Consider the following 16,292-nt stretch of genomic DNA (forward strand, 5'->3'; position numbering starts at 1 on the left):
TTTAATGATGGCTTGCTGCCCGACGTATACGACGCTTACACCGTTTGATAAAACGGGCGACCTTCCACGCTCTTTTGATACAATAGCCATACAACATAAATGCAAGCAAAAATAATGCCAACATCACCCATTCAGGAACAAAAATCAACCGTTCAGCAATTATCCCGATCGCTGCTAATAAAGCCGCCGCCAAAGTGATCAAAATAAATGCCTGACGAGAAGTAAACCCAGCACGCATAATCAAATGGTGAATATGCTGACGATCTGGAGAAAACGGACTCATCCCCTTACGCAATCGACGGTACATAATAGCAACCATATCCATCAGTGGGATTGCAATAACCCATAATGCTGTCACAGGGCTAATAGAAGCATTTTCCCCTTGCGTTGCTTCAGTCAATAGCCAAATAATGGTAAAGCCGATGAGGGTACTTCCCGCATCCCCCATAAATACCTTAAAGCGTTTTCCTAATATGCCAAGATTAAGGAAGATGTAGGGCAAAATCCCCGCTATAAACGCAAAACACCAAAACGCCAATGCCGTATTGCCATTTTCATACAACAAAATACCCAATGCACCGAAAGAAACACAAGATAGCCCGCCCAGTAATCCATCAATACCATCCACCATATTGAAAGCATTGATAGCGGCCCAGACAGCGAATAAAGTCACAACGTAGCTGAATGGCCCAAGTGCCATTTCCCATGGCCCGAATGCATGCCCCAGGCTATCAAGCTTTAGGCCAGCAAAATACATCATGCTGATACCAACCAAAGCCTGGATAGTTGCCCGAATCTTCACGCTGATATCAAAACGGTCATCTAAGGCACCGATAAAAACCAATATTCCCGCACAAACCAAATACAACCATTTATGAGGTATAAACTCTTTTGTAATAATAAAAGCGAAACAAACACCAAAAAAAACAGATATGCCACCCACCAAAGGAACTAAGCCATGATGACGTTTACGATAATTAGGTTTATCAACCAGGCCGATTTTTTTTGCTGCCTTACGCGCCACAAACAAAAACACAAATGAGAATATAAATACGCAAAAAATTTCGGCACTCATACTGGGAATATTCACAATAATAACTCTCTATAAAAATAATGATGGGGCATCTATTATTCGTATACTTATGGATGTCCCACTTGACACCGAATCCATAAGCTCTCCCTGTTAACAAAACAAAGAGTTCTAACTCATAAAATTAATCAAATAAACCATGCGACCTGTAAAGCATGATTCATAATTATAAAACGTTCGGTTAGAAAAAACGCATCTGATCATTCGAAAAACATGCAAAAAACATGCCATTTAAAGTAAATAGAATCAGTATTCGATAAAAAAAACGCCACAAAAATGTGGCGTTTTAGAGAAGCAAATATTGCTTATTACGAAAATATCAATTTTACAAACACTATGAACGTTTCATAAAGTCGAAGAACTCTTCGTTTGTTTTTGTCATAGCCAGTTTGTTGATAAGGAATTCCATCGCGTCGATTTCACCCATCGGATGAATAATCTTACGTAAGATCCACATCTTCTGAAGCTCATCCTGTGTAGTGAGCAGCTCTTCTTTACGTGTCCCAGAACGGTTGTAATCAATAGCTGGGAAAACACGTTTTTCCGCAATCTTACGGGACAGGTGCAATTCCATATTACCTGTACCTTTAAATTCTTCGTAAATAACCTCATCCATCTTGGAGCCAGTATCAACCAGCGCAGTCGCAATGATGGTCAGGCTACCACCTTCTTCGACGTTACGTGCAGCACCAAAGAAACGTTTTGGACGATGCAGGGCATTCGCATCCACCCCCCCCGTCAAAACTTTACCGGAAGCAGGAACCACAGTGTTATATGCACGAGCCAGACGGGTAATGGAATCCAGCAGGATAATAACGTCTTTTTTGTGTTCAACCAGACGTTTTGCCTTTTCAATCACCATTTCAGCCACTTGCACATGGCGGGAAGCCGGTTCATCAAAGGTTGAAGCAATCACTTCGCCTTTTACCAGACGCTGCATTTCGGTGACTTCTTCTGGACGCTCATCAATCAGCAAAACCATCAGTACGCAATCTGGGTAGTTATGAGCGATGTTAGCCGCAATATTTTGCAGCAGCATGGTCTTACCCGCTTTTGGTGGGGCAACAATCAGGCCACGCTGACCACGACCAATCGGCGCTGCCAGATCCAGAACACGGGCTGTCAAATCTTCAGTAGAACCATTACCGCGTTCCATACGCAAGCGGTTGTTAGCATGGAGTGGCGTCAGGTTTTCAAACAGGATTTTACTGCGGGCGTTTTCAGGTTTGTCAAAGTTGACTTCATTAACTTTCAACAGGGCAAAATAGCGTTCACCTTCTTTTGGTGGGCGGATTTTCCCTGAAATGGTATCACCGGTACGGAGGTTAAAGCGGCGGATTTGACTAGGAGAAACGTAGATATCATCAGGACCTGCAAGGTAAGAACTGTCTGCGGAGCGGAGGAAACCAAATCCATCCTGCAATATCTCCAGCACACCATCTCCGAAAATATCCTCTCCGCTTTTCGCATGCTGTTTGAGAATAGAGAAAATGATGTCCTGCTTACGCATACGAGCCAGGTTTTCCAGCCCCATATTTTCGCCGAGAGTAATCAACTCAGATACCGGCGTATTCTTTAATTCGGTAAGATTCATAATGGTGGGTTCTTTAACTCGGGGTATATCTCGAACTATGAACGTGAATGGTATGGCAGCATTATTGATGCCTGTTTATTTGTACCAGAAACGAATAAGACCTTCTAACATATTAAATTATATTACAAGGTAGTAGTTTGAAGTACTCAGATTGATTTCAAATAAAGCTGACAAACTGTCAAAACTATCTTCTAACTACCTATGTGTGCCATATGTTATAACTATCTATAATGTAGATACAATTCTATAATGCAGACACCATTAAAGTTCAACAGTGGGCACTATTTCAGCATACACATCTTCCAGCATAAATTTTTTTGACATAAGCACTGTTAGCAGATTCTATACCTAACACCTAGCATGGAAAGGGGAAAGCTTGGCATAAAAATGCCTAGGATAAAAACACCCTGCTTAAAGATATTCAGCATCAGAACGCTATGAGTGTACCAAGCTATATACTGAATTAATCGTATATAGACTCAGAGACTTGACCAAATGCGATATGCCATCAGATACTTCAGGTGACCCAGAGATAACAGATTTATCAGACACTACAAATTGTTTAGTATGCAACACGCTCAATGTCAACTCTTTATAAAAATTTAACCAATAAACTTTTTTATATCGAATAAAGCGTTAGCTCAAGCGAAACTTCATACAAGCACATGGTCGCTAACTTATCATGCTTCGTAGCGGACGTCTAGCGGTCAATGAGATAAATCATCTCATACGTCAAACGTCCGTAATTACTGTGACCTGATTCTAAATTATAGGTGTGGTTCCAAAAACTCTTTCAGTTGAGTTTTTGACAAAGCGCCCACTTTTACGGCAACCTTTTCACCATTTTTAAACAGAATCAGAGTTGGAATACCACGAATACCGTATTCTGGTGCTGTTGCTGGGTTATCATCAATGTTCAGCTTGCCAACGGTCAGTTTTCCTTCGTATTCTGTGGCAATCTCATCCAGAATAGGGGCTATCATTTTGCAAGGACCGCACCATTCAGCCCAGAATTCAACGAGAACTGGACCTTGTGCTTTCAAAACATCGTTTCCAAAGCCAGCATCAGTCAGAGAAATAATATTCGCACTCATTTTTTGCTCCAAAAATAAAATCTTTTACAGTGTCAGTGTACATGAACCAACATAAGGGTGTCTTTATTTCAGCGGATACACTTTCTTAAAGCAATAGTTAACTGATATTCTACCATACTATGAGCAAAACACATTTGACAGAAAAGAAGTTTTCCGACTTCGCATTGCACCCAAAAGTCCTAGAAGCCCTTGAAAAAAAAGGGTTTTCAAACTGCACGCCGATACAGGCGCTAACATTGCCTTTAACTGTCGAAGGCCGAGATGTTGCGGGGCAAGCACAAACCGGAACGGGCAAGACGCTGGCATTTTTGGCGTCTACTTTTAATTACTTATTGACTCACCCTGCGAAGAGAGAGCGTAAAACTAATCAGCCAAGAGCACTGATTATGGCACCTACTCGTGAATTAGCGGTTCAAATATACTCTGACGCAGAAGAATTGGCGCAAGTCACCGGGTTGAAAATGGGTCTTGCCTACGGTGGCGATGGCTATGATAAACAGCTTAAGGTTCTGGAAGCGGGCGTCGATATCGTCATTGGCACAACAGGGCGTTTAATCGATTACGCAAAACAGGGCCATATCCATCTTGGCGCCATTCAAGTTATTGTCCTTGATGAAGCGGATCGCATGTATGACCTGGGCTTTATCAAAGATATTCGCTGGTTGTTCCGCCGACTCCCCGCAGCCACAGAAAGAATGAATTTGCTGTTTTCCGCAACTCTCTCTTATCGAGTGCGTGAACTGGCTTTTGAGCAGATGAATAATCCTGAATATGTGGAAGTGGAACCGCTGCAAAAAACAGGGCACCGCATTAAGGAAGAGCTATTTTATCCCTCCAACGAAGAAAAAATGCGTTTGTTACAGACTCTGCTGGAAGAAGAGTGGCCTGATCGCTGCATTATTTTTGCCAATACCAAACACCGTTGTGAAGATATCTGGGCCCATTTGGCTGCTGATGGTCATCGGGTTGGGCTGCTGACGGGTGATGTTGCACAGAAAAAACGTCTGCGTGTTCTTGAAGAATTCAGTATGGGCAATCGGGACATTCTGGTTGCCACGGATGTTGCCGCCCGTGGACTGCATATCCCATCGGTGACACATGTATTTAACTATGATCTCCCCGATGACTGTGAAGATTATGTTCACCGGATTGGCCGGACAGGCCGTGCTGGAGAAAGTGGCCATTCTATCAGCCTGGCGTGTGAAGAGTATGCGCTGAACTTACCGGCCATTGAAGAATATATTCAGCACCAGATACCTGTTAGCAAATATAACAGTGATGCATTACTGAAAGATTTGCCAGTACCTAAGCGCCGTAATCGCACCCGCTCAGGGGGACACCCTCGGCGTACCGGCGTACCACGCCGTGGCAATACAACACGTAACAGTAAGCGCCCAGGCTAAAATGACGCAATGCTGAAACAACACAGGCCGGAATAAATACTATGCTGAGTGCTTCTTCGCTTTATGCGGCTATTGATTTAGGCTCAAACAGTTTTCATATGCTGGTCATCCGTAAAGTATCCGGCAGCATTCAAGTCGTTACTCGCATCAAACGCAAAGTCAGGCTGGCTGCCGGATTAGATAAAAATAATCATTTATCACAACAGGCAATGGAACGGGGATGGCAGTGCTTGCGCCTCTTTTCCGAATATTTGCAGGATATTCCTGCCTCACAGATCCGCGTTGTTGCTACCGCAACCTTGAGGCAGGCAAAAAATTCAGATGAATTTACTAGAAAGGCCTCAGAAATATTAGGCAAATCTGTTCATGTGATCAGCGGCGAAGAAGAGGCTCAACTCATTTATCAAGGCGTCGCTCACACGACTGGCGGATCTGAAAAGCGGCTTGTCGTCGATATTGGTGGTGCCAGTACCGAATTGGTAACAGGTGTTGGAGCCAAAACCACCCAGCTTTTCAGCCTTGAAATGGGCTGTGTTACCTGGCTGGAACGTTATTTCAATGATCACCGCCTGACAGCAGAAAACGTTGCCAGCGCAGAAGCTGCTGCCCACGATATTCTCAGCCCTGTTGCCTCTCAGCTGCTCGGGCAAGGCTGGAACATTTGCGTAGGAGCTTCCGGCACAGTACAAGCCTTGCAGGAAATCATGCTTGCCCAAGGTATGGATGAATTGATCACCCTACCCAAACTCCAGCAGCTTAAACATCAGGCGATTGAATGCGGCAAGCTGGAAGAGTTGGAAATTGATGGGCTGACACTGGAACGGGCGTTGGTTTTTCCAAGTGGATTAGCAATCTTAATCGCTATTTTTCAGGCATTGAATATCGAAAATATGATACTGGCAGGCGGCGCGCTCCGTGAAGGTCTGATTTACGGGATGCTGGATGTGCCGATTGAGCAGGATATTCGGGCAAGAACCCTGTGCAATATTCAGCATCGCTTTCAACTGGATATTGAGCAGGTACAGCGTGTCAAACAGTTAGCCGAAAACTTTTGCCAACAAGTTGCCAAGTCATGGAAATTGGACGAACGTTGTCGCGAATTATTGGCTGGCGCCTGTTTGCTCCATGAAATAGGCCTGTTTATTGACTTTCGTCAGGGGCCCGCACATTCCGCTTATTTGATAAGCCACTTGGATCTGCCTGGTTATACGCCAGCCCAAAAACGACTGTTGGCTACGCTATTGAGAAATCAAAGCGGCCCGGTGGATTTAGCATCGTTCAGTCAGCAAAATGCTGTGCCATTGATACAGGCACAGCGGTTATGTCGTTTATTGCGTCTGGCCATTATTTTCGCTCACCGTCGGCGGGATGACACTTTGCCAACATTACGATTACAGGCGGAAAATGAAACGCTCATTATCACCTTGCCTTATCAATGGCAGATAAAACACCCACTCAGAGCGGCAGCATTACAGCAAGAAATGAAGTGGCAGAGTTATGTCCAATGGCTGTTGTTGCTTGAGGAGCAAAATAACTCTGGCCCAGGCTGAAGTTTTTACTTTATTCCCCTGCTATTATCCATAAATGCAGGGGAATATTATCGTACTATTTATTATTGTCGGTTTTCAGCCCAAGTCCCAGACGGGATTTAATATCGGCAAGGCGCGATTGCCCCTGTATCATCCTATCCTCTGCGCTCATCACTCGCTTACCTTGTGGCCAAGCCAAGTCATCCTGGGGCAGTTCAAGTAAGAATCGGCTCGGTTCTGGACGGATAAGTTCACCAAACTGGCGACGCTCTTTACTGAGGCTGAAAAAAAGTTCTCTCCGCGCACGTGTAATGCCCACATAAGCCAAACGACGCTCTTCCTCAATGTTATCTTCATCAATGCTGCTCTGGTGTGGTAACAAACCTTCTTCCATACCCACCAAAAAAACATAGGGAAACTCCAGCCCCTTGGAAGCATGTAGCGTCATTAACTGAACTTGATCCAGCTCTTCATCTTCCTCGCCTCTCTCCAGCATATCCCGCAACGTAAAACGCGCCACAACTTGAGAAAGGGACATTGGCTCATTCAAGTCATCGCCTTCAAGCATTCCACTCATCCAAGTGAAAAGTTGGTTGACGTTCTTCATTCTCATTTCAGCCGCTTTTGGGCTGGGGGAAGTATCATATAACCAGCTTTCGTAATCCATGCCGCGCAGTAAGTCTCTCACCGCCAGCAATGGCTCCCGCTCCGCCTGACGAGCTATTTCATCCATCCAGTGGGTAAAGCGCTGTAATGCCACCAAACCACGTCCTGTTAAATGCTGTTCCAGTCCAAGATCAAAACTGGCTTGATATAAGCTCTTGCTACGCCCATTCGCCCATTCGCCCAATTTCTGGATCGTCACTGCACCGATTTCTCGCCGGGGTGTATTGACGATACGTAAAAACGCACTGTCATCCTCAGGATTGGTCAACACACGCAAATAAGAGAGCAAATCTTTAATTTCAGGCCGGGAAAAGAATGATGTGTTCCCTGAAATTCGGTAGGGGATGCGGTTTTGCATCAACATTTTTTCGAAGATACGGGATTGGTGATTACCGCGATATAAAATAGCGTAATCTTTATAGTCCGTTTTATTAATAAAGCGATGAGCGATCAACTCTCCCACCACACGTTCAGCTTCATGATCCTCATTATTCGCTTCAATCACCCTGAGCGGATCACCATACCCCAACTCAGAAAAAAGTTTTTTCTCAAAAACATGAGGATTGTTGGCTATCAGAATATTCGCCGCTTTCAGTATCCGCCCGGATGAACGGTAATTTTGTTCCAGCTTAATCACATTCAACTGCGGGAAATCGTCTTTCAATAAGATCAAATTCTGTGGACGGGCACCACGCCATGAGTAAATAGATTGATCATCATCACCAACCACGGTAAAACGGGCGCGATTACCCACCAATAATTTCACCAGTTGATATTGACTGGTATTCGTATCCTGATATTCATCCACCAGCAAGTAGCGAATTTTATTCTGCCAACGCGCCCTCACTTCCTCATCATGCATTAACAGCAATGTTGGTTTAGTAATCAGATCATCAAAATCGAGAACATGACAACTATTCAGGTGCAAATCATAACGACGGTAACACTCTGCAAACTGGTGTTCCTGCGCTGAACGTGCCATCCTCATTACGTGTTCTGGCGACATTAGGTCATTCTTCCAGTTAGAGATACTCGATATCAGTTTCTGTAGCAGATCCTTATCTTCTTGCAACAAATCCGCTGTCAGATCTTTCAACAAAGCCATCTGATCTTGATCATCAAACAATGAAAAATTGCTTTTCATGCCCAGTGCTTTGTATTCACGCTTAACGATCTCCAAACCCAGCGTGTGGAAAGTCGAGATCATTAACCCCCGGGTTTCCTTACGTCCCAAAGTTTGTGCAACACGTTCTTTCATCTCCCGTGCCGCCTTATTAGTAAAAGTAACTGCCGCAATATGGCGGGCCTGATAACCACAGGTACGGATCAGGTGGGCAATTTTATTGGTGATCACTCGAGTCTTGCCAGAGCCGGCACCGGCCAAAACCAGGCAAGGACCCGTTACAAATTCAACCGCTTGTTGTTGGTTTGGATTTAATCGCATATTGTTTCGAACACTATATTAATTTTAATTCTACTGTAATTAAAATACATAAAATCTATTTAACTACACTAATGTTATAAGGGCCAATTACGCTTATATACCCAATATATACCCAATAGATTTCAAGTTAGGGCTTGAAAGATAAAGGGAATCAAAGAGGATGTAATATGCTACGTAAGACAGGTTTTTTCTTTGATGAACTCTGTTTCTGGCACAACTCTGGATTATCACACGTTTTGACATTTCCTGTTGGAGGATGGGTACAACCACCCAACGGGGCAGGACATGCAGAATCACCGGAAACAAAACGCAGAATGAAAAACTTAATGGATGTTTCCGGTTTAAGCCATTCGTTGCAACTGCGTCGTGCTGAACCTCTTGATGACGCAACGCTAAGGCTAGTTCACACCGAAGATTATTTACAGCGCTTTAAGTCCATAAGTGATAATGGCGGAGGAATGTTAGGTTCTGAAGCACCAATAGGGCAAGGCAGTTATGAAATTGCCAAATTATCCGCCGGACTCGCTTATGCGGCAGTAAAAGCCGTGTTACAAGGTGAACTGGATAACGCCTACAGTCTTTCCCGTCCCCCCGGTCACCATTGCCTGCCAGATCAAGCAATGGGATTCTGTTTCCTGGCCAATATTGCTCTTGCCATAGAGCATGCCAAAGCGCAGCTTGGGGTTGGACGAGTCGCAGTCATTGACTGGGATGTTCACCACGGTAATGGAACCCAACATATCTTCTGGGAACGTGATGATGTTCTGACCATTTCATTGCATCAAGATGGCTGCTATCCCGAAAGCTATAGTGGTGAGGAAGATATCGGCGCTGGCAAAGGGGAAGGTTTCAATATCAATATCCCATTGATGGCAGGCGCTGGGCACAACAATTATCTTTATGCTATGGATAGCATTGTGCTTCCTGCATTGCGACGTTATCAACCCGAGTTGATTATCATTGCCTGCGGCTATGATGCCAATGCGTTTGATCCGCTGGCACGAATGCAGTTGCATAGTGATAGCTTCCGTGAAATGACCCGCAAGGTACAGCAAGCCGCCGATGAGCTGTGCCATGGTAAATTAGTTATGGTTCACGAGGGAGGATATTCCGAAGCCTATGTGCCTTTCTGTGGGCTAGCTGTCATGGAGGAATTAAGTGGTGTGCGCACGAGAGTCAACGATCCGGCTTTGAATATGCTCCAATCGCAACAACCGAAAGAACGGTTTGAAGCATTTCAGCGACAAGCCATTGATGAATTGAAACTGACATTCAGCCTGTAAGAATTAAAGATCTCCTGCCCGATAAAATAACTTCGGGCAGGATAAATAGAATGTTAACCACCGACTGCAATGCGTTTCATATCCGTCATATAACCACGCAAAGTACGGCCGATAACTTCAATAGGATGGTTACGGATAGCTTCATTTACATCACGTAACTGCGCATTATTGATGCTACGATCTGCCACTCCTTTTCCTAAATCCCCGGCTTGCAGAGTTGCCATGAATTGCTCTTTCAGCAACGGAACAGCAACATAGGAGAACAGATAGTTACCATATTCCGCCGTATCAGAAATGACCACGTTCATTTCATACAGGCGTTTGCGAGCAATGGTATTCGCAATTAACGGCAGTTCATGCAAAGATTCATAATAAGCAGACTCTTCGATAATGCCAGTATCTACCATCGTTTCGAATGCCAGTTCTACTCCGGCTTTAACCATTGCCACCATCAGGACGCCATGATCAAAGTATTCCTGTTCACTGATATGCCCTGAGTAATCTGGGTAATTTTCAAATGATGTCTTACCGGTTTCTTCACGCCAGGTCAGCAAGTTTTTATCGTCATTTGCCCAGTCAGCCATCATTGTGGAAGAGAATTCACCAGAAATGATGTCATCCATATGTTTCTGGAACAACGGAGTCAAAATGGTTTTCAATTGTTCAGACAGAGCATAAGCGCGCAATTTCGCTGGATTGGAAAGACGATCCATCATCAATGTAATGCCGCCCTGTTTCAACGCTTCGGTAATCGTTTCCCAACCAAATTGAATTAATTTTCCGGCATAACCTGGCTCGATACCATCCGCAACCAGTTGGTCATAGCACAACAAAGAACCCGCCTGTAACATGCCACACAGAATGGTCTGTTCTCCCATCAAGTCAGATTTAACTTCTGCGACAAAGGAAGATTCCAGTACGCCCGCCCGATGCCCCCCGGTTGCGGCAGCCCATGCTTTCGCTATCGCCATTCCTTCGCCTTTTGCATCATTTTCTGGATGTACAGCAATCAGAGTGGGTACACCGAATCCACGCTTATACTCTTCACGCACTTCCGTACCCGGACATTTAGGTGCAACCATCACAACGGTGATATCTTTGCGTATTTGTTCCCCCACTTCAACGATGTTGAAACCGTGGGAATAGCCCAGTGCGGCTCCTTCTTTCATCAAGGGTTGCACGGCCTGAACCACTGCGGAATGCTGCTTGTCTGGCGTCAGGTTGATAACCAAATCAGCCTGTGGCACTAACGCTTCATAAGTGCCAACTTTGAAACCATTTTCGGTTGCTTTACGCCATGATGGTCGTTTTTCATCAATCGCTTCTTTACGCAAGGCATAGGCAATATCTAAACCAGAATCACGCATATTCAGACCCTGGTTTAGCCCTTGCGCACCACAACCGATGATCACCACTTTCTTGCCTTTCAAATACCCTGCTTCGTCAGCAAATTCTTCCCGCGCCATAAAGCGGCATTTGCCTAACTGCGCCAATTGTTGACGCAAATTCAACGTATCAAAATAATTAGCCATGGTGACTCCGATATAATAATGAGGTGTGATGTCGTTTACATAGAAACAATATATGACATGCAAGCCATTGCTGAAATTGATATATTAACAAGACTACATTGCAGTTTATGCAACAAACTTTTTCACGGCAAACAGCCTCTGAATAAAGGGCCAAAAAACGATGGATCTACGTGATTTAAAACTGTTTTTACACCTTGCGGAAAGTTGTCATTTTAGCCGTTCAGCCAAAGCCATGCATGTCAGCCCATCCACACTTTCACGCCAGATCCAGCGCCTTGAAGAATTATTGGGGCATCCGCTTTTTCTGCGGGATAACCGGACAGTAAAATTGACCTCAGCCGGTGAACAATTCAAACAATTTGCCCAACAAACTCTCCTGCAATATAAACAACTACAGCATTCATTCAACCACCAAAGCCCATCACTCACGGGAGAGTTACGTCTATTCTGTTCAGTCACGGCGGCGTATAGCCATCTTCCACAAGTACTGGATAAATTTCGGGCAGAACATCCCTTGGTGGAAATTAAACTGACAACAGGAGATGCTGCTGATGCCGTCGATAAAGTTCAATCCGATGCGGCAGATTTGGGGATTGCAGGCAAGCCAGAGAAACTGCCTGATAATGTCGGCTTTACTAAAATAGGCGAAGTACCACTGGTATTGATTGCCCCTTCTCTGCCTTGTACCGTGAGAAATCTCGCTACCCAGGAATACCCCGACTGGAATAATATCCCTTTTATCCTGCCTGAGCATGGGCCTTCCCGCAAGCGCATTGAACTGTGGTTCCGGCGGCATAAGATCCTGCACCCCGTCATTTACGCGACAGTTTCCGGCCATGAAGCGATTGTTTCTATGGTAGCACTAGGTTGTGGAATTGCGCTGATCCCTGCGGTGGTTGTTGAAAATAGCCCTGAACCGGTGCGAAACCGTATTTCACTGCTGGAAAATATTGCCCTGGTCGAGCCGTTTGAATTAGGTGTCTGTGCGTTGAGTAAACGTTTGAACGAACCGTTGATTAGGACTTTTTGGGAGTTATTGTAGTCTGGAAATCGTTATTATCTGGATATATAAAAAATAAAATCAGCAAAATAGCCGCCTTTTCATACTCGATAAACTTCAAGTTGCAATCCGCAAGACGACGCGAAGCCTTATATTTCCCCGCTGTGCGGGGAAATATAACACGCATCTTGCAGTGGGATTGGTATAGAAGATATTCTGCTGTTTATTTAATTGATTTATTATTAAGTCAGAAATAATTTAAATGAAGGATTACCGGTTTCATCATGATATTCATAGCCCAGCGCATCCAAATGGCTATCAAAACACACTTCTGGCCCTGCAAGCTCAAAGGCAGCCAATACTCGCCCATAATCCGTGCCGTGACTGCGGTAATGAAACAGGGTGATATTCCAATGCGTCCCTAATGTTTGCAAAAATTTCAGTAAAGCCCCCGGAGATTCAGGAAAGGCAAAACTAAACAATCGCTCCTGCAATGGCTTGGATGGCCTGCCACCGATCATATAACGAACATGCAGCTTTGCCATTTCATCATCCGTAAAATCAGCAACTTGATATCCCGATGCGTTTAACTCTTCAATAATTTCACGACGTTCGCTATTTCCCCGGCTCAATCTGATCCCCATAAAAATACAGGCTTGGTTGGGATCGGTTGCATCCGAATAACGATAGCTAAATTCAGTTACGACACGAGTACCCAGTATCTGGCAAAACTGTAAGAAACTCCCCTTTTGTTCAGGGATCGTCACCGCCAGCAAGGCTTCGCGTTGCTCTCCAAGTTCGCAGCGTTCTGAAACGTAACGCAACCCATGAAAATTCACATTAGCCCCAGAAAGAATATGTGCCAGCCGTTCTCCCTGAATCTGGTGTTGCTGGATATATTTTTTCAAGCCTGCCAGTGCCAGCGCACCGGAAGGTTCTGCAACCGCCCTGACATCTTCAAAGATATCTTTCATGGCCGCGCAGATAGCATCGCTGTCTACGGTAATGACATCATCGACATATTGCTGGCATAAACGAAACGTTTCGTCGCCAATGCGTTTAACCGCAACACCTTCCGCGAATAATCCCACTCTTGGCAAATCGACCGGATGCCCTGCTTCCAGTGCGGCTTTCAAACAGGCAGAATCCTCAGCTTCCACACCAATGATCTTCATTTCAGGTACAAGCTGTTTGATGAGAACAGCAACCCCTGCAATCAATCCGCCGCCACCAACCGGAACAAAGATACGATCAAGATGAACATCCTGCTGTAGCAACTCCATTGCCAGTGTCGCCTGACCTGCAATCACGACAGGATGGTCAAAGGGTGGAACGAAGGTGTAACCATGCGCTTTTGCCATCTCAATGGCTTTTGCCTTCGCTTCATCAAAGTTCGTACCATGCAATAGAACCTCGCCTCCAAAACTGCGAACTGCATCGACTTTGATATCCGCTGTCGCTATCGGCATGACAATGGTGGCTTTTATGCCAACCTTATTGGCCGATAATGCAACACCTTGCGCATGATTACCCGCTGAAGCCGTGATCACACCTTTGCTTTTTTGCTCTTCCGTCAAACCCGCAATCATCGCGTATGCACCGCGCAATTTGAAACTATGTACCAACTGGCGATCTTCCCGTTTAACCAAAATCGTATTGCCTAAACGTACAGAGATTTTTTTCATTTCCTGTAAGGGAGTGACTTGAGCAATATCATAAACTGGCGCACTCAATGCCGCCTTGAGATATTCCGCCCCCTTGGGTTCAGTATTCAGAGGATAAACCGCCACAATCAACCCCCCAGTTTGGTTTTATCACGCACAGCGCCTTTGTCAGCGCTGGTCGCCAATGAAGCATAAGCCCGTAATGCCAAAGAAACCTGACGTTCACGGGACTTAGGTGTCCACGCCTTATCTCCGCGAGATAATTCAGCCTGTGTACGATCAGCCAGTTCTGTTTCCACCACATCTAACTGAATTGTACGGTTCGGGATATCAATATTGATGAAATCGCCATCATGAATCAGGCCAATCAAGCCACCATTTGCCGCTTCTGGAGAGACGTGACCAATAGATAATCCCGATGTTCCGCCTGAGAAACGTCCATCCGTAATCAATGCACAACTTTTTCCCAATCCCATCGATTTCAGATAGGTTGTGGGATAGAGCATCTCTTGCATCCCTGGGCCACCTTTCGGCCCTTCATAGCGAATAACCACTACGTCGCCTGCGACGACTTTTCCACCGAGAATGGCTTCTACTGCATCCTCCTGGCTCTCGTAAACTTTGGCTGAGCCACGGAAAGTCAGGATTTCTTTGTCAACGCCTGCTGTTTTCACAATGCAGCCATCTCTTGCTATGTTGCCGAATAAAACAGCCAACCCACCATCCTGACTGTAAGCATGAGTCAGTTCACGAATACATCCCGCTGCGCGATCGGTATCTAACGATGGCCAACGACAATCTTGTGAGAAGGCTTGCGTGGTGCGAATTCCGGCTGGCCCCGCTGCATACATCCGCTGAATATTTTCATCTTTGGTCAGCATGATGTCGTACTGGGCCAATGTTTGGGGCAAATCCAAACCCAAAACATTTTTCACATCACGATGCAAAAGCCCTGCGCGATCAAGCTCACCAAGAATGCCAAACACACCGCCAGCGCGATGGACATCTTCCATATGATATTTCTGGGTGCTCGGCGCCACTTTACATAAATGCGGCACCTGACGAGACAAACGATCAATATCCGTCACCGTGAAGTCAACTTCAGCTTCTTGCGCTGCGGCCAACAAATGCAAAACGGTGTTAGTCGAACCGCCCATTGCAATATCCAATGTCATGGCATTTTCAAAGGCCGCTTTGGTCGCAATACTACGCGGGAGAGCGCTATTATCATCTTGCTCATAATAACGCTTAGTCAGTTCAACAATGCGTTTACCGGCATTGATAAACAGGGTTTTACGATCAGCATGGGTCGCTAGCAGTGAGCCATTACCTGGCTGCGAAAGTCCAAGCGCTTCGGTCAAACAATTCATCGAATTCGCCGTAAACATACCTGAGCAGGAACCACACGTTGGACAGGCAGAACGTTCGATTTGCTCGCTCTGTTCATCACTGACATTTGGATTGGCACCCTGAATCATGGCATCGACCAAATCCAGTTTGATCAGTTGATCGGATAATCGCGTCTTACCCGCTTCCATTGGACCACCAGAAACAAAAATAACCGGAATATTTAAGCGCAAAGAGGCCATCAACATGCCCGGTGTGATTTTGTCGCAGTTGGAAATACATACCATAGCATCAGCACAGTGGGCATTGACCATGTACTCCACTGAGTCAGCAATCAACTCCCGCGAAGGTAACGAATAGAGCATTCCACCATGCCCCATTGCGATTCCATCATCAACAGCGATGGTATTAAACTCTTTCGCAACTCCTCCTGATGCCTCAATCTGTTCTGCCACCAGCTTGCCGAGATCACGCAAATGTACATGCCCTGGCACGAACTGCGTGAATGAATTAACAACTGCAATGATAGGCTTTCCAAAATCTGCATCAGTCATACCTGTGGCTCGCCATAAGGCACGGGCTCCCGCCATATTGCGGCCATGAGTCGTCGTGGCAGAACGGTATTTAGGCATTGTTTTCACTCCCA

The 16,292-nt window shown here is 45.3% G+C and carries 11 protein-coding genes; 4 read left to right on the top strand and 7 right to left on the bottom strand.

Annotated elements, in window-relative coordinates:
• Nucleotide 1 precedes the first annotated feature (1 nt).
• The 3 genes from wecA to trxA all read right to left on the bottom strand — a co-directional run bounded on the left by wecA (nucleotide 2) and on the right by trxA (nucleotide 3,778).
• The gene (wecA, locus tag PXH59_RS13875) at nucleotides 2–1,090 is read right to left on the bottom strand and encodes a UDP-N-acetylglucosamine--undecaprenyl-phosphate N-acetylglucosaminephosphotransferase (protein WP_047766327.1); all 1,089 of its coding nucleotides are present in this window, start codon (nucleotides 1,088–1,090) and stop codon (nucleotides 2–4) included.
• A 334-nt stretch (nucleotides 1,091–1,424) separates the two neighbouring features.
• The gene (gene rho / locus PXH59_RS13880; protein ID WP_010845326.1) at nucleotides 1,425–2,684 is read right to left on the bottom strand and encodes a transcription termination factor Rho; all 1,260 of its coding nucleotides are present in this window, start codon (nucleotides 2,682–2,684) and stop codon (nucleotides 1,425–1,427) included.
• A gap of 767 nt (nucleotides 2,685–3,451) precedes the next feature.
• Nucleotides 3,452–3,778 (bottom strand): thioredoxin TrxA, encoded by a 327-nt coding sequence (gene trxA / locus PXH59_RS13885; RefSeq protein WP_285808828.1) that lies wholly within the window; start codon nucleotides 3,776–3,778, stop codon nucleotides 3,452–3,454.
• 119 nt (nucleotides 3,779–3,897) lie between these two features.
• Between trxA and rhlB the strand changes: the two genes are divergently transcribed.
• On the top strand, nucleotides 3,898–5,181 hold the full coding sequence (rhlB, locus tag PXH59_RS13890; protein WP_285808830.1) for an ATP-dependent RNA helicase RhlB: 1,284 nt from the start codon (nucleotides 3,898–3,900) through the stop codon (nucleotides 5,179–5,181).
• A gap of 41 nt (nucleotides 5,182–5,222) precedes the next feature.
• Complete coding sequence (gene gppA, locus PXH59_RS13895; protein WP_285808832.1) at nucleotides 5,223–6,731, top strand: guanosine-5'-triphosphate,3'-diphosphate diphosphatase; 1,509 nt, start codon at nucleotides 5,223–5,225, stop codon at nucleotides 6,729–6,731.
• A 55-nt stretch (nucleotides 6,732–6,786) separates the two neighbouring features.
• Here the strand turns inward: gppA and rep are convergent, their stop codons facing one another.
• Nucleotides 6,787–8,820 carry a DNA helicase Rep gene (gene rep, locus PXH59_RS13900; protein ID WP_047766331.1) on the bottom strand — a complete coding sequence of 678 codons (2,034 nt, stop codon included), beginning with the start codon at nucleotides 8,818–8,820 and terminating at the stop codon, nucleotides 6,787–6,789.
• A 167-nt stretch (nucleotides 8,821–8,987) separates the two neighbouring features.
• On the opposite strand from rep, the gene PXH59_RS13905 reads away from it, so the two are divergent.
• The gene (locus tag PXH59_RS13905; protein ID WP_285808833.1) at nucleotides 8,988–10,103 is read left to right on the top strand and encodes a class II histone deacetylase; all 1,116 of its coding nucleotides are present in this window, start codon (nucleotides 8,988–8,990) and stop codon (nucleotides 10,101–10,103) included.
• 53 nt (nucleotides 10,104–10,156) lie between these two features.
• On the opposite strand, the gene ilvC is transcribed toward PXH59_RS13905, so the two are convergent.
• Nucleotides 10,157–11,635 carry a ketol-acid reductoisomerase gene (gene ilvC / locus PXH59_RS13910; RefSeq protein ID WP_285808834.1) on the bottom strand — a complete coding sequence of 493 codons (1,479 nt, stop codon included), beginning with the start codon at nucleotides 11,633–11,635 and terminating at the stop codon, nucleotides 10,157–10,159.
• Nucleotides 11,636–11,795: 160 nt separating this feature from the next.
• Here ilvC and ilvY point away from each other — a divergent pair, with 160 nt between their 5' ends.
• The gene (ilvY, locus tag PXH59_RS13915; protein ID WP_285808835.1) at nucleotides 11,796–12,677 is read left to right on the top strand and encodes an HTH-type transcriptional activator IlvY; all 882 of its coding nucleotides are present in this window, start codon (nucleotides 11,796–11,798) and stop codon (nucleotides 12,675–12,677) included.
• A 200-nt stretch (nucleotides 12,678–12,877) separates the two neighbouring features.
• On the opposite strand, the gene ilvA is transcribed toward ilvY, so the two are convergent.
• Together ilvA and ilvD are read right to left on the bottom strand one after the other, a co-directional pair.
• Nucleotides 12,878–14,425, bottom strand: coding sequence for a threonine ammonia-lyase, biosynthetic (ilvA, locus tag PXH59_RS13920; RefSeq protein WP_434223322.1), 1,548 nt, complete (start codon nucleotides 14,423–14,425; stop codon nucleotides 12,878–12,880).
• A gap of 2 nt (nucleotides 14,426–14,427) precedes the next feature.
• Nucleotides 14,428–16,278, bottom strand: coding sequence for a dihydroxy-acid dehydratase (ilvD, locus tag PXH59_RS13925; protein WP_047766335.1), 1,851 nt, complete (start codon nucleotides 16,276–16,278; stop codon nucleotides 14,428–14,430).
• Nucleotides 16,279–16,292: the final 14 nt, after the last annotated feature.

It is taken from the genome of Xenorhabdus bakwenae, from assembly GCF_030272115.1.
Lineage (GTDB): Bacteria > Pseudomonadota > Gammaproteobacteria > Enterobacterales > Enterobacteriaceae > Xenorhabdus > Xenorhabdus bakwenae.